This window comes from Pseudomonas sp. GXZC (assembly GCF_026967615.1).
Taxonomy (GTDB): Bacteria; Pseudomonadota; Gammaproteobacteria; order Pseudomonadales; family Pseudomonadaceae; genus Aquipseudomonas; species Aquipseudomonas azotoformans_A.
In genome coordinates this window covers 5,128,840-5,143,542 of the sequence record NZ_CP114115.1, presented here as the reverse complement: position 1 = coordinate 5,143,542, position 14,703 = coordinate 5,128,840, and the positions used below count along the sequence as shown (strand labels likewise).

The 14,703-nt window shown below is 60.8% G+C and carries 15 protein-coding genes; all 15 read left to right on the top strand.

Annotated features, from left to right (window positions below; genetic code table 11):
* Position 1 precedes the first annotated feature (1 nt).
* The 15 genes from fliO to OZ428_RS24070 all read left to right on the top strand — a co-directional run bounded on the left by fliO (position 2) and on the right by OZ428_RS24070 (position 14,703).
* The gene (fliO, locus tag OZ428_RS24140) at positions 2–445 is read left to right on the top strand and encodes a flagellar biosynthetic protein FliO (protein ID WP_269131558.1); all 444 of its coding nucleotides are present in this window, start codon (positions 2–4) and stop codon (positions 443–445) included.
* Positions 445–1,188, top strand: coding sequence for a flagellar type III secretion system pore protein FliP (fliP, locus tag OZ428_RS24135; RefSeq protein ID WP_016976565.1), 744 nt, complete (start codon positions 445–447; stop codon positions 1,186–1,188). The genes fliO and fliP overlap by 1 nt, the downstream gene beginning before the upstream one ends.
* A gap of 4 nt (positions 1,189–1,192) precedes the next feature.
* Positions 1,193–1,462 (top strand): flagellar biosynthesis protein FliQ, encoded by a 270-nt coding sequence (gene fliQ, locus OZ428_RS24130; protein WP_010208761.1) that lies wholly within the window; start codon positions 1,193–1,195, stop codon positions 1,460–1,462.
* Between the two features lie 4 nt (positions 1,463–1,466).
* The gene (gene fliR, locus OZ428_RS24125; protein WP_016976564.1) at positions 1,467–2,252 is read left to right on the top strand and encodes a flagellar biosynthetic protein FliR; all 786 of its coding nucleotides are present in this window, start codon (positions 1,467–1,469) and stop codon (positions 2,250–2,252) included.
* 3 nt (positions 2,253–2,255) lie between these two features.
* Positions 2,256–3,392 carry a flagellar biosynthesis protein FlhB gene (flhB, locus tag OZ428_RS24120; RefSeq protein ID WP_033900771.1) on the top strand — a complete coding sequence of 379 codons (1,137 nt, stop codon included), beginning with the start codon at positions 2,256–2,258 and terminating at the stop codon, positions 3,390–3,392.
* Between the two features lie 353 nt (positions 3,393–3,745).
* The gene (locus OZ428_RS24115; RefSeq protein WP_269131557.1) at positions 3,746–3,949 is read left to right on the top strand and encodes a cold-shock protein; all 204 of its coding nucleotides are present in this window, start codon (positions 3,746–3,748) and stop codon (positions 3,947–3,949) included.
* 159 nt (positions 3,950–4,108) lie between these two features.
* Positions 4,109–6,223: a flagellar biosynthesis protein FlhA gene (gene flhA / locus OZ428_RS24110; protein ID WP_442964850.1), complete on the top strand. Its 2,115-nt coding sequence runs from the start codon at positions 4,109–4,111 to the stop codon at positions 6,221–6,223.
* Between the two features lie 12 nt (positions 6,224–6,235).
* Complete coding sequence (gene flhF / locus OZ428_RS24105) at positions 6,236–7,552, top strand: flagellar biosynthesis protein FlhF (RefSeq protein ID WP_033900777.1); 1,317 nt, start codon at positions 6,236–6,238, stop codon at positions 7,550–7,552.
* A gap of 105 nt (positions 7,553–7,657) precedes the next feature.
* On the top strand, positions 7,658–8,491 hold the full coding sequence (fleN, locus tag OZ428_RS24100; RefSeq protein ID WP_003192912.1) for a flagellar synthesis regulator FleN: 834 nt from the start codon (positions 7,658–7,660) through the stop codon (positions 8,489–8,491).
* Positions 8,488–9,228 (top strand): RNA polymerase sigma factor FliA, encoded by a 741-nt coding sequence (gene fliA, locus OZ428_RS24095; RefSeq protein WP_016976604.1) that lies wholly within the window; start codon positions 8,488–8,490, stop codon positions 9,226–9,228. The genes fleN and fliA overlap by 4 nt, the downstream gene beginning before the upstream one ends.
* 167 nt (positions 9,229–9,395) lie before the next feature.
* Positions 9,396–9,770 carry a chemotaxis response regulator CheY gene (locus tag OZ428_RS24090; RefSeq protein WP_015885173.1) on the top strand — a complete coding sequence of 125 codons (375 nt, stop codon included), beginning with the start codon at positions 9,396–9,398 and terminating at the stop codon, positions 9,768–9,770.
* Between the two features lie 18 nt (positions 9,771–9,788).
* Positions 9,789–10,577, top strand: coding sequence for a protein phosphatase CheZ (locus OZ428_RS24085; protein WP_033900779.1), 789 nt, complete (start codon positions 9,789–9,791; stop codon positions 10,575–10,577).
* An 11-nt stretch (positions 10,578–10,588) separates the two neighbouring features.
* Positions 10,589–12,784, top strand: coding sequence for a chemotaxis protein CheA (locus OZ428_RS24080; RefSeq protein WP_269131555.1), 2,196 nt, complete (start codon positions 10,589–10,591; stop codon positions 12,782–12,784).
* 48 nt (positions 12,785–12,832) lie between these two features.
* On the top strand, positions 12,833–13,963 hold the full coding sequence (locus OZ428_RS24075; protein WP_269131554.1) for a protein-glutamate methylesterase/protein-glutamine glutaminase: 1,131 nt from the start codon (positions 12,833–12,835) through the stop codon (positions 13,961–13,963).
* Positions 13,963–14,703, top strand: a complete 741-nt coding sequence (locus OZ428_RS24070) for a flagellar motor protein (RefSeq protein ID WP_033900785.1) — start codon at positions 13,963–13,965, stop codon at positions 14,701–14,703. Before OZ428_RS24075 ends, OZ428_RS24070 begins: the two co-directional genes overlap by 1 nt.

The following is a 14,703-nucleotide window of genomic DNA, read 5'->3' as shown; positions in this document are numbered from 1 at the left end:
GATGAAGTATTCGATGGCGGGACTGTTTCTGGCGCTGCCATTGAGCGCCCTGGCGGCTGAGCCGGTTACGCAAGCCACCGCAGCCGCAACGCCGGTGGTGAGCAGCGGCATCGGCGGGCAATTGACCCAGTTGGTGCTGGGCCTGTTGCTGGTGGTGGGTTTGATCTTCGCACTGGCCTGGCTGCTGCGCCGGGTGCAGCGCGTGGGGCCGGGCAATGGCCAGGTGATCGAGATGATCGGCTCCCGTGCCCTCGGCCCGCGTGATCGGCTGGTGCTGGTGCAAGTGGGCGAGGAACAGATCCTGCTGGGCATCACGCCCGGTCGCATCACCCCGCTGCACGTGCTCAAGACCCCGGTGAGCGTGGATCAGAGCCAGTCCGCCACGCCAGAATTCGCCCAGCGCCTGATGGAGTTGCTGGGCAAGGATCAGAAGGATAAGAAGTAATGCGCGTTTTATTGACGCTCATGCTGTTGCTGGCGGCGCCATTGGCGTTTGGCGCCGATCCGCTGTCGATCCCGGCGATCACGTTGGGTACCAACGCGGCCGGTGCGCAGGAGTATTCGGTCAGTCTGCAGATCCTGCTGATCATGACCGCGCTGAGCTTTATCCCGGCGTTTGTCATGCTGATGACCAGCTTCACGCGGATCATCATCGTGTTCTCGATTCTGCGCCAGGCCCTGGGCCTGCAGCAGACGCCGTCGAACCAGATCCTCACCGGCATGGCTTTGTTCCTGACGCTGTTCATCATGGCGCCGGTGTTCGACAAGGTGAACCAGCAAGCCCTGCAACCCTACCTGGCGGAGAAAATGACCGCCCAGGATGCGATCGACAAGGCCCAGGGGCCGATCAAGGACTTCATGCTGTCGCAGACCCGTTCCAGCGACCTTGAGCTGTTTATGCGTCTGTCCAAGCGCACCGACATCGCCACCCCGGACCAGGCACCGCTGACCATCCTGGTGCCGGCATTTGTCACCTCCGAATTGAAAACCGCGTTCCAGATCGGCTTCATGATCTTCATCCCGTTCCTGATCATCGACCTGGTGGTGGCGAGCGTGCTGATGGCCATGGGTATGATGATGCTGTCGCCGCTGATCATCTCGTTGCCGTTCAAGATCATGCTGTTCGTGCTGGTGGACGGCTGGGCGCTGATTATCGGCACGTTGGCCGGCAGTTTCGGCGGGGTATAGCGCGATGACGCCAGAAGTAGCTGTCGACCTGTTCCGTGAAGCGCTGTGGCTGACCACCGTGATGGTCGCCGTGCTGGTGGTGCCCAGCCTGTTGGTGGGCCTGCTGGTGGCGATGTTCCAGGCCGCGACCCAGATCAACGAACAGACCTTGAGCTTTTTGCCGCGTTTGCTGGTGATGTTGGTCACCCTGATCGTGGCCGGCCCGTGGCTGGTACAGACCTTCATGGAATACATCCTGCAGTTGTACGGCAGTATTCCGCAGTTGATCGGCTGACCGGATGCAGTCGTTGCTGGCATTGACCGACACCCAGATCAGCACCTGGGTGGCGTCCTTCATCCTGCCGCTGTTTCGCGTGACGGCGATGTTGATGGCCATGCCGGTGTTCGGCACCACCCTCGTACCACGTCGCGTGCGCCTGTACTTCGCGGTGGCGATTACTGTGGTGATCGTGCCGGGTTTGCCGCCGATGCCGCCGGTCAATGCCATTGACCTCAGTGCCTTGCTGCTGATTGCCGAACAGATCCTGATCGGCGCACTGATGGGCTTTTCCCTCACACTGTTTTTCCAGGCCTTTGTGGTGGCCGGGCAGATCATCTCGATCCAGATGGGCATGGGCTTCGCCTCCATGGTCGACCCTACCAACGGTGTGTCGGCGGCGGTGATCGGGCAATTCCTGACCATGCTGGTGACCTTGCTGTTCCTGGCAATGAACGGCCACTTAGTGGCGTTTGAGGTGATGACTGAAAGCTTCACTACTTTGCCGGTGGGCTCGGGGCTGGTGGTCAATCATTTCTGGGAAATCGTCGGGCGCCTGGGCTGGGTCTTCGGCGCGTCGCTGTTGCTGGTGTTGCCGGCGATTACCGCTTTGCTGGTGGTCAACATCGCGTTCGGCGTGATGACCCGTGCGGCGCCACAGCTGAACATCTTCTCGATTGGTTTCCCGTTGACCCTGGTCTTGGGCATGGGGATTTTCTGGATCGGCCTGGCCGACATTCTCAATCAGTATCAACCGCTGGCGACCGACGCCTTGCAGTTTTTACGTGATCTGGCACGGGCGCGCTGAGCCATGGCCGAGAGCGAGAGTGGTCAGGACAAAACAGAAGACCCCACGGAGAAACGCAAAAAGGACTCCAGGGAAAAGGGCGAGATTGCGCGCTCCAAAGAGCTGAACACCGTTGCCACCATGATGGCCGGTGCCGGCGCCTTGCTGATCTACGGCGGCGGTTTGGCGTTGGACTTGATGGAGTTGATGAAACACAACTTCACCTTGCCCCGTGAAGTACTGCTCAACCCCGATGCCATGGGCCAGTACCTGCTGCACTCGGGCAAGATCGCGATCCTGGCGGTGCAGCCGATTTTGATCACTTTGCTGCTGGCTGCGCTGATCGGCCCGGTCGCCCTCGGTGGCTGGCTGTTCGCCGCCGGCAGCCTGGCGCCCAAGTTCAGCCGCATGAACCCCGCCGCCGGGCTCAAGCGCATGTTTTCCGCCAAGGCCTTGGTGGAGCTGCTCAAGGCCCTGGCCAAATTCATCCTGATCCTGTTTGTGGCGCTGATGGTGTTGTCGTCCGACATCGACGACCTGCTGCGCATCGCCCATGAACCGCTGGAGTCGGCGATCATCCACAGCGTGCAGGTGGTGGGCTGGAGCGCGCTGTGGATGGCCGCCGGGCTGATCATCATTGCCGCGGTGGATGCGCCGATCCAGTTGTGGGAGAGCCACAAGAAACTGCTGATGACCAAGCAGGAAGTGCGCGACGAGCACAAGGACCAGGAGGGCCGTCCCGAGGTCAAGCAGCGTATTCGCCAGCTGCAGCGGGAAATGTCCCAGCGCAAGATGATGGGCGCAGTGCCCGACGCCGACGTGGTCATCACCAACCCGACCCACTACGCCGTGGCCCTCAAATACGACCCAGAGAAGGGCGGCGCGCCGATGCTGTTGGCCAAGGGCAGTGACTTTACCGCGCTGAAGATCCGCGAAATTGCGGTGGCCAATGACATTCTGCTGCTGGAATCGCCGGAATTGGCGCGGTCGATTTTCTATTCCACCGACCTGGACCAGGAAATCCCGGCCGGGCTTTACCTGGCCGTGGCCCAGGTGTTGGCGTATGTCTATCAGATTCGCCAGTACCGCGCGGGCAAGGGCAAACGGCCGGATCCACTCAAGGATCTGCCGATTCCGCCGGATTTGCGCCGCGATTCCTGATTTATCACTCCCTACCACTCGTCGTGAATGCCTGTCTACCTGTCAACTTTGACAGTAGGCAGAGGGGCGTTCTCGCGGTTCTATTGCCTAAAGAACTGCGCGAACGCTGTAGATGAGAGGCAGGGAGAGTGGTTTTGAAGGCGGTCAGAGGCGCTGTCAAATATTACGACCAGAAATCCGGGGTGGGTTTGATTGTCCTGGAGAACGGTGAAGACGATGTGCGAGTGGATTTCATCGGTTCGCGAGGCATTCGGCTAGCCGTGGGCCTGCGGGTGGAAGTCCGGAGAGTCCATGGGCCCGACGCGGTTTATGCATCCGAGGTTCGCCTTATCCCGTAAGTCAGGAGAACGGCAATGGCAACAGGTACGGTGAAGTGGTTTAACGCGGCGAAGGGGTTTGGGTTTATTTCGCCGGACGATGGAAGTGCAGATGTATTTGTCCACCATTCCGCGATAAAAATAGATGGCTTCAGAACCCTCGAAGAAGGCAAGAAAGTCGAATACGGCATCGTTCAAGGTCCAAAAGGCCCACAGGCCGATAACGTCAAACCCTTGTAGTTTCGTCCTCATCGATGCTTTCAAGGCAATGTCTGAAAGCGATCTGACCCTTAGAGCAAAAGTTGGAAGGCTTCTTGCAATACCGCCTCCAGGACGCCTCCCGGCGTCAAAACTTTGCTTCAAAGGACACGAGGAATACCGGTGGTGGATCGCTCTCAAATGCTCGGCACGGCCCGCAGCACCCTGACTGACCTCTCGCGAGGCAATCTGGGTGTGCCGTTGTTGTTGCTGGTGATGCTGGCAATGATGATGTTGCCGATGCCGCCGTTCCTGCTGGACGTGTTCTTTACTTTCAACATTGCCCTGTCCGTCGTGGTACTGCTGGTGTGCGTGTACGCCCTGCGGCCATTGGATTTCGCGGTATTCCCGACCATTCTGCTGGTGGCGACCCTGCTGCGCCTGGCGCTGAACGTGGCGTCGACCCGTGTGGTCATGCTCCACGGCCAGGACGGCCATGCCGCTGCCGGTAAGGTGATCCAGGCCTTCGGTGAGGTGGTGATCGGCGGTAACTACGTGGTCGGTATCGTGGTGTTCGCGATCCTGATGATCATCAACTTCGTGGTGGTGACCAAGGGCGCCGGGCGGATTTCCGAGGTGAGCGCGCGGTTTACCCTCGACGCGATGCCCGGCAAACAAATGGCCATCGACGCCGACCTCAACGCCGGCCTGATCGACCAGAACCAAGCCAAATCGCGCCGCCTGGAAGTGGCCCAGGAAGCCGAGTTCTACGGTTCCATGGACGGTGCCAGCAAATTCGTGCGCGGTGACGCCATTGCCGGCCTGTTGATCCTGTTCATCAACCTCATCGGCGGCATGGCCGTGGGTATCTTCCAGCACGGCATGACCTTCGGCGATGCGGGCAAGGTCTACGCCTTGCTGACCATCGGTGACGGTTTAGTGGCGCAATTGCCATCACTGTTGTTATCAACAGCTGCGGCCATCATGGTGACCCGTGCTTCGGGCTCCGAGGACATGGGCAAGCAGATCAGCCGGCAGATGTTCGCCTCGCCTAAGGCGCTGGCCGTGGCGGCGGGCATCATGGCAATCATGGGTATCGTGCCGGGCATGCCGCACGTCTCGTTCTTGAGCATGGCGGCCCTGGCTGGCGGTGCTGCGTACCTGTTCTGGCGCAAGCAGAACCAGGTCAAAGTCATCGCCCAGCAAGAGATCGCCCGCCAGCAGGAACTGCTGCCATCCCCGGCCCGCGCCCAGGAAACCAAAGAGCTTGGCTGGGATGACGTAACCCCGATCGACATGATCGGCCTGGAAGTCGGCTACCGCCTGATCCCACTGGTGGACCGCAACCAGGGCGGCCAACTGCTCGCGCGGATCAAGGGCGTGCGCAAGAAACTGTCCCAGGACCTGGGCTTTTTGATGCCCACCGTGCACATCCGCGACAACCTCGACCTGGCGCCGAGTGCCTACCGCCTGACGCTGATGGGCGTGATCCTGGCCGAAGCCGAGATTTACCCGGACCGCGAGCTGGCGATCAACCCAGGGCAGGTGTTCGGCAGCCTCAACGGCATCACCGCCAAAGATCCGGCTTTTGGCCTGGACGCGGTATGGATCGAAATCAGCCAGCGCAGCCAGGCACAATCCCTCGGCTACACCGTGGTGGACGCCAGCACCGTGGTCGCGACGCACCTCAACCAGATCCTGTACAAGCACTCCCACGAGCTGATCGGCCACGAGGAAGTCCAGCAATTGATGGGTTTGCTGGCCAAAGCGTCGCCAAAACTGGCCGAAGAACTGGTGCCGGGCATTCTGTCGCTGTCTCAGTTGCTCAAGGTATTGCAGGCGCTGCTGGCCGAACAGGTGCCGGTCCGCGACATTCGCAGCATTGCCGAGGCCATCGCCAACAATGCCGCCAAGAGTCAAGATACTGCCGCCCTGGTGGCTGCGGTGCGCGTCGGATTGTCGCGTGCAATCGTCCAAAGCATTGTAGGGCTTGACTCCGAGCTGCCTGTGATCACCTTGGAACCCAGGTTGGAACAAATATTGCTCAATAGTATTCAGAAGGCAGGACAAGGCCAGGAAGAGGGCGTTCTGCTGGAGCCAAGCATGGCTGAGAAGCTGCAGCGCTCGTTGATCGACGCCGCACAGCGCCAGGAAATGCAGGGCCAACCGGTGATTCTGCTGGTAGCAGGCCCCGTCCGGGCGATGTTGTCGCGGTTTGGACGCCTGGCAGTACCGAATTTGCACGTTTTGGCTTATCAGGAAATTCCTGACAACAAGCAAGTGACTATCGTCGCGACAGTAGGGCCCAACGGCTGAGGGTAGTGGGTTATGCAAGTGAAGCGTTTTTTCGCCGCCGATATGCGTCAGGCCATGAAACTGGTGCGTGATGAGCTGGGCGCCGACGCCGCGATTATCGGAAACCGTCGTATTGCCGGCGGTGTCGAGCTGACGGCTGCCCTGGATTACACCCCCCAGGCCTTGGCGCCGCGTGTGCCGAACATGGAGCTCGAAGACGAGCTGCGCAAGACCGCTTCGCGCATTGTATCGGCCCAGGCTGAACTGAGCATGCGCGGCGACAGCGATGCCACCACCAATCGCCAGTTGTTCGCCGGCTTGCCGCTGACCGCTGCCGAGCCGCTGGTCGAGCCGACCTTCAAAGAACCGCCGCGTCCTGCTGCGCCTGCCCCGGCGCCTGCGGTTGACCAGCGGGTGTTTGACTCGATGCGCTTTGAACTCAACGGCCTGCGTGAATTGCTCGAAGTGCAGTTGGGCTCGCTGGCCTGGAACCAGCTGCAAGGCAGCAAGCCGCAACAAGCCAACCTGTGGCGTCGCCTGCAACGCATCGGCCTTTCCGGCCCGTTGTCCCGCGACCTGCTGGCGCTGACCACCGAAATCGAAGAACCTCGCCAGGCCTGGCGCATGTTGCTGGCCCACCTGGCGCGGATGATCGTCACCCCGGAAATCGAACCCCTGGAAGAAGGCGGTGTGATTGCCATGGTCGGCCCTGCCGGCATGGGCAAGACCACCACCCTGGCCAAGCTCGCGGCCCGCTACGTCCTCAAATACGGCGCGCAGAATATCGCGCTGGTGAGCATGGACAGCTACCGTATTGGTGCCCAGGAACAGCTCAAGACGTTGGGCCGCATTCTCAATGTGTCGGTGACCCATGTAGACCCGGGCCAGTCCCTGGCCAACGCCCTCGACCCGCTGCTGCGCAAACGCGTGGTCTTGATCGACACCGCCGGCCTGCAAGCCAGCGACCCGGCGTTGCGCATGCAGCTGGAAAGCCTGGCCGGGCGTGGCATCAAGTCGAAAAATTACCTGGTGCTTGCAACCACCAGCCAGAAACAGGTTCTTACCGCTGCATACCACAGCTACAAACGCTGCGGCCTGGCCGGTTGCATCCTCACCAAGCTCGATGAAACCGCGAGCCTGGGTGAGGTGCTGAGCCTGGCCATCAGTCATGAATTGCCGGTCGCCTACCTGACTGACGGGCCGCGGATCCCGGATGATCTGCATCTGCCGCGCCGTCATCAGTTGGTCAGCCGTGCAGTCAGCGTGCAAATGCAAGAAGAGCCTAGCGAGGAAGCGATGGCCGATATGTTCGCCGACCTCTACCACAACCCGGCAAAACGGGTGGGTTGAGGCAGGATGAACACCGTGAAATGTATCTACATCGATGGTCTGCAAGCGATTCACGCGGCCAAGCCATGTAGCCTGCGTCTAAGCAAGACAAGGTAAAGAAATAAAATGGGCAGCATGCATCCCGTACAGGTGATCGCGGTGACCGGCGGCAAAGGTGGCGTCGGGAAAACTAACGTGTCAGTGAATTTGTCCCTGGCCCTGGCAGAGCTTGGCCGTCGCGTCATGCTGCTGGATGCTGACCTGGGGCTGGCGAACGTCGACGTTCTGCTGGGGCTGACGCCCAAACACACGCTTGCCGATGTGATCGAAGGTCGCTGTGAGCTGCGCGATGTGCTGCTGCAGGGGCCCGGTGGCATCCGCATCGTGCCGGCCGCCTCCGGCACCCAGAGCATGGTGCACCTGAGCCCGGCGCAGCATGCCGGCCTGATCCAGGCGTTCAGTGATATCGGCGATAACCTCGACGTGCTGGTGATCGACACCGCCGCCGGGATCGGCGAGTCCGTGGTCAGCTTCGTGCGCGCCGCGCAGGAAGTGTTGCTGGTGGTCTGCGATGAACCCACCTCGATCACCGACGCCTACGCCCTGATCAAACTGCTTAACCGTGACTACGGCATGAACCGCTTCCGCGTCCTGGCCAACATGGCCCAGAGCCCGCAGGAAGGGCGCAACCTGTTCGCCAAGTTGACCAAGGTCACGGATCGCTTCCTCGATGTCGCCTTACAATACGTCGGCGCAGTTCCCTACGACGAGTGTGTACGCAAGGCTGTGCAAAAGCAGCGTGCAGTCTACGAAGCGTTCCCTCGTTCCAAATGCGCATTGGCGTTCAAGGCTATTGCCCAGAAGGTCGATACCTGGCCGTTGCCCGCCAACCCGCGTGGGCATCTGGAGTTTTTCGTCGAGCGATTGGTGCATCAGACGAGCGCAGGACCCGTGCTATGACAGCGACTGGCTACAACGCGTACAAGAAGTCTGCCCGTGACAGTCAGGGCGAGTTGATCGAGCGCTACGCGCCCTTGGTCAAGCGTATCGCCTATCACTTGCTGGCACGCCTGCCCGCCAGCGTCCAGGTCGAAGACCTGATCCAGGCGGGCATGATCGGCCTGCTCGAAGTGTCGACCAAGTACGACGCGAGCAAGGGTGCGAGTTTCGAGACGTATGCGGGTATCCGTATCCGTGGCGCGATGCTCGATGAGGTGCGTAAAGGCGACTGGGCGCCGCGTTCGGTGCATCGCAATACGCGCATGGTCAGTGACGCAATTCGGGCAATTGAAGCAAAAACCGGTCGCGACGCTAAAGATCACGAAGTTGCGGCCGAACTCCAATTGAGTCTCGACGATTACTACGGGATTTTGAACGATACCTTGGGCAGCCGCCTGTTCAGTTTCGACGACCTGTTGCAGGACGGCGAACACGAAGGGCTGCACGAGGATGGCGCGAGCGCTCATATGGAGCCATCGCGTGACCTGGAAGATGAGCGTTTCCAGGGGGCGTTGGCGGACGCGATTGCCAATTTGCCGGAGCGTGAGCGGCTGGTGTTGGCGCTGTACTACGACGAAGAGCTGAACCTCAAGGAAATCGGTGAGGTCCTGGGGGTCAGCGAGTCGCGGGTCAGCCAGTTGCACAGCCAGTGCGCAGCCCGCTTGCGGGGGCGTTTGGGAGAGTGGCGAGCGCGCTGACAGGCAGTGTAGGGACACTGCAGACGAGACCGCGAGGGCAACCAGCCTTTGCGGGTTCGACCCGTGGTGCCCCGGCAGTCCTTTTTGTGTAATGCCTGTTGATTGAAATGGCGCGTCCAGGTGCTGGGCGCGTTTAAGACTGCTTGGAGGTCGAATTGGACAAGAACATGAAAATCCTCATCGTTGATGACTTCTCAACGATGCGGCGGATCATAAAAAACCTGTTGCGTGACCTTGGGTTCACTAACACGGTCGAGGCGGATGACGGCATTACGGCGATTCCGATCCTCAACAGCGGGAGCATCGACTTTCTGGTAACGGACTGGAACATGCCGGGCATGACCGGTATCGACTTGCTGCGCCACGTGCGCGCCGACGAAAAACTGCGCAGCCTGCCTGTGTTGATGGTGACCGCCGAAGCCAAGCGTGAGCAGATCATCGAAGCCGCCCAAGCCGGGGTAAACGGTTACGTGGTCAAGCCATTCACTGCATTGGCCTTGAAAGAGAAGATCGAGAAAATCTTCGAACGCATCCACGGCTAATGCCATCGCGGGGGAGCTATGGAGCATAAAGAAACGTCACAGGGAGACTTCGAGTCGACCCTGAAAAAGCATGCTCACCAGTTGGTCGACAGCCTTGAAAAAGGCCAGTTCGGCGACGCGGTGCAGTTAATCCATGAGCTCAACCAGACCCGTGACCGCGGCCTGTACCAGGAAGTGGGCAAGCTCACACGCGAGCTGCACAGTGCGATCGTCAATTTCCAGATTGACCCGCATATGCCCCAGGCCGAGGAAATCTCGCAGATCACCGATGCCACCGAACGCCTGTCCTATGTGGTCAGGCTGACTGAGGCGGCGGCCAACCGCACCATGGACCTGGTGGAAAACGCCACGCCCCTGGTCAACGGCATGGCCAACGAAGCCCAGGCCCTGAGCAACGACTGGGGCCGTTTCATGCGCCGCGAAGTGGGCGCTGAAGAGTTTCGTGAATTGGCGCGTCGGGTCGAAGGGTTCTTGTCACGCAGCGAGCAGGAAAACCGCACGGTTTCCAGCAACCTCAACGACATTCTGCTCGCCCAGGATTACCAGGACCTCACCGGTCAGGTGATCAAGCGTGTGACCCAGTTGGTCACCGAAGTGGAAAGCAACTTGCTCAAATTAGTGCTGATGGCAGGCCAGGTAGACCGTTTTGCCGGCATTGAACATGACCGTGAAGCGATCCTCTCGGAAAAAGATCCACAAAAACATCTCGCCAAGGGTGAAGGTCCGCAGATTCATGCCGATAAACGTGAAGACGTTGTATCGGGTCAAGATGATGTCGATGACCTGTTATCCAGTTTAGGCTTCTAAGGAGCACCCACATGAGCTTCGGCGCCGATGAAGAAATCCTTCAGGATTTCCTTGTAGAGGCCGGCGAAATTTTAGAGCAGTTGTCCGAGCAACTGGTCGAGCTGGAAAGCCGACCGGATGATGCGAACCTGCTCAATGCAATTTTTCGCGGTTTTCACACTGTAAAAGGGGGCGCCGGCTTCCTCCAGCTCCATGAGCTGGTGGAGTGCTGCCACATCGCCGAGAACGTGTTCGACATCCTGCGCAAGGGTGAGCGTCACGTTGATTCGGAATTGATGGACGTGATTCTCGAAGCACTGGATGCAGTCAACGGCATGTTCAGCGAGGTGCGCGACCGTGCACCGATCACTGCCGCCACCCCGGAACTGCTGGCCGCTCTGGCGCGCCTGGCGGAACCGGCCGACACCTCGGCTGCGCCTGTGGTCGAGGCAGCACCCGAGCCTGTGGCCGAAGCCGAACCGGATGTGACCGACAGCGAGTTCGAACAGTTGCTCAACTCCCTCAGTGCCGTGAAGGCCGAGGCAGAAGCGCCAAAGGCGCCTGTCGCTGCGCCAACCAGCGAAGACATCACCGACGCTGAGTTCGAATCCCTGCTCGACCAGTTGCACGGCAAAGGCCAGTTCGCGGCCGACGCTGTGGCACCTGCCGCTGCGCCCGAGGCGCCTGCTGCTAAAGCCAGCACCGACATTACTGACGACGAATTCGAAGCGTTGCTCGACCAACTGCACGGCAAGGGTACCTTCGTGGCCGACGCCTTGCCGGAAGTCGCTGCCACGGCCGCAGCGCCTGCCGCTGCCAGTGCAGCACCGGCTGGCGATGGTTTGATCTCCGATCACGAGTTCGAATCGCTGCTGGACGAATTGCACGGCAAGGGTAAGTTCAGCGAAGTGGCTCCGGCCGCGGCTGCTGTTGCCACTGCTGCACCGGTCGCTGCCAAAGCTGCAGCCCCTGCACCTGCAGCCAAGCCAGCGCCGGCTGCCGCACCGGCTCCGGCACGTGCCGCCGCCGCACCGGTGGCCGAGAAGCCTGCCAGTGAAGCCGAAACCACCGTACGGGTTGATACCGCACGCCTGGACGACATCATGAACATGGTCGGCGAACTGGTGCTGGTGCGTAACCGCCTGGTGCGCCTGGGCCTGAGCAGCGGCGATGAAGCCATGCAAAAGGCCGTGTCGAACCTTGATGTGGTGACGGCCGACCTGCAGACCGCCGTGATGAAAACGCGGATGCAGCCGATCAAGAAAGTCTTCGGCCGCTTCCCACGCCTGGTCCGCGACCTGGCGCGTCAGCTGAAGAAAGAAATCAACCTGGAACTGGTGGGTGAAGAAACCGACCTCGACAAGAACCTTGTCGAGGCCCTGGCCGACCCGCTGGTCCACTTGGTGCGCAACGCTGTCGACCACGGCGTGGAAACCCCGGAAGAACGCGAAGCCTCGGGCAAGTCCCGTGGCGGCAAAGTGATCCTGGCGGCGGAGCAAGAAGGCGACCATATCCTGCTGTCGATTACCGACGACGGCAAAGGCATGGACCCGACCATCCTGCGCAACATCGCGGTCAAGCGTGGTGTGATGGACAAGGACGCCGCCGACCGCCTGACCGACACCGAGTGCTACAACCTGATCTTTGCCCCGGGCTTCTCGACCAAGACCGAGATTTCCGACGTGTCCGGCCGTGGCGTCGGCATGGACGTGGTGAAGACCAAGATCAGCCAGCTCAACGGCTCGATCAACATCTACTCGACCAAGGGCCAGGGCTCGAAGATCGTCATCAAGGTGCCGTTGACCTTGGCGATCATGCCGACCCTGATGGTGATGCTGGGCAACCAGGCGTTCGCCTTCCCGCTGGTCAACGTCAACGAGATCTTCCACCTCGACCTGTCGCGCACCAACGTGGTGGACGGCCAGGAAGTGGTGATCGTGCGCGACAAAGCGTTGCCCCTGTTCTACCTCAAGCGTTGGCTGGTGGCATCGGCCAAGCATGAAGAGCAGCGCGAAGGCCATGTGGTGATTCTCTCCGTGGGCACCCAGCGCATCGGCTTTGTGGTCGATCAACTGGTGGGCCAGGAAGAAGTGGTCATCAAGCCTTTGGGCAAAATGCTGCAGGGAACCCCGGGCATGTCGGGTGCGACCATCACCGGTGACGGTCGGATCGCGCTGATTCTCGATGTTCCGAGCATGCTCAAGCGTTACGCCGCTCGGCGTATTTGATTCTGGTGGGGCAGGGCGGTATTGCCCGCCCCGCCTAACGGAGTGTTTATGGCAGTCAAGGTCCTGGTGGTGGACGATTCGGGTTTCTTCCGCCGCCGCGTCTCGGAAATTCTTTCCGCCGATCCAACGATCCAGGTGGTCGGCACGGCCACCAACGGCAAAGAGGCGATTGATCAAGCCATTGCGTTGAAACCGGACGTGATCACCATGGACTACGAGATGCCGATGATGGATGGCATCACCGCAGTCCGGCACATCATGCAACGCTGCCCGACCCCGGTGTTGATGTTCTCCTCGCTGACGCACGAAGGCGCCCGGGTCACCCTGGATGCGCTGGACGCTGGCGCGGTGGACTTCCTGCCGAAGAATTTCGAAGACATCTCGCGCAATCCCGAGAAGGTCAAGCAACTGCTGTGCGAGAAAGTGCACAGCATTTCGCGCAGCAACCGTCGTAGCTTGTTCAGCGCGCCCGCGCCGACGCCTGCACCGGTTGCGGCACCGGCTGCGCCGACGTCATCGTTTGCTCGCCCAGCGCCTGCGCCGGTTGCACGGCCTGCCGTGGCACCGGTTCGCGCCGCTGCGCCTGCGGCGGCCCATTCGCCTGCGCCGAAACGCAAGGCCTACAAGCTGGTGGCTATCGGCACCTCCACCGGCGGCCCGGTGGCCCTGCAGCGGGTATTGACCCAACTGCCGGCCAACTTCCCGGCACCGATCGTGTTGATCCAGCACATGCCCGCCGCCTTCACCAAAGCGTTCGCCGAGCGCCTGGACAAGCTGTGCCGCATCAGCGTCAAGGAAGCCGAGGATGGCGACATCCTGCGTCCGGGCCTGGCGTTGCTGGCGCCGGGTGGCAAGCAGATGATGGTGGACGGCCGTGGCGCGATCAAAATCCTGCCGGGTGACGAGCGCCTGAACTACAAACCATGCGTGGACATCACCTTTGGTTCGGCGGCCAAGTCCTACGGCGACAAAGTTCTGGCGGTGGTGCTCACCGGCATGGGCGCCGACGGTCGTGAAGGCGCGCGCCTGCTCAAGCAGGGCGGCAGCGCCATCTGGGCCCAGGACGAAGCCAGCTGTGTGATCTATGGCATGCCCATGGCCATCGTCAAGGCCGACCTGGCCGACGCCGTCTACAGCCTGGACGACATCGGTAAGCATCTGGTGGAGGCCTGCCTCTAATGGATGTCTTGAGCCTGATCGGTATCATCATGGCGTTTGTCGCGATCATTGGCGGCAACTACCTCGAAGGCGGTCACCTCGGCGCCCTGGCCAACGGTCCGGCCGCGTTGATCGTGATCGGCGGCACTGTGGGCGCGGCGTTGTTGCAGTCGCCCATGAGCTCGTTCAAGCGCGCCATGCAGATCCTTATCTGGATCATTTTTCCGCCGCGTGTCGACTTGCCGGGTGGCATCGACCGCGTGGTCAACTGGAGCCTCACCGCCCGCAAGGAAGGCCTGCTGGGCCTGGAAGGCGTGGCCGATGCAGAACCCGACAGCTACGCACGCAAAGGCCTGCAATTGCTGGTGGATGGCGCCGAACCGGAAGCGATCCGCAGCATCCTGGAGGTGGATTTCTACACCCAGGAAAGCCGCGACATCAACGCCGCGAAAGTCTACGAAAGCATGGGCGGCTACGCGCCGACCATCGGCATCATCGGTGCGGTGATGGGCCTGATCCACGTGATGGGCAACCTGGCCGACCCTTCGCAACTGGGCAGCGGCATTGCCGTGGCGTTTGTCGCCACTATCTATGGCGTGGCCAGTGCCAACCTGGTGTTGTTGCCGGTGGCGAGCAAACTCAAGTCGATTGCCATGCGCCAGTCGCGTTACCGCGAGATGTTGCTCGAAGGCATTTTGTCGATTGCCGAGGGTGAGAACCCGCGCTCCATCGAATTGAAGCTCCAGGGCTTCATGGATTGA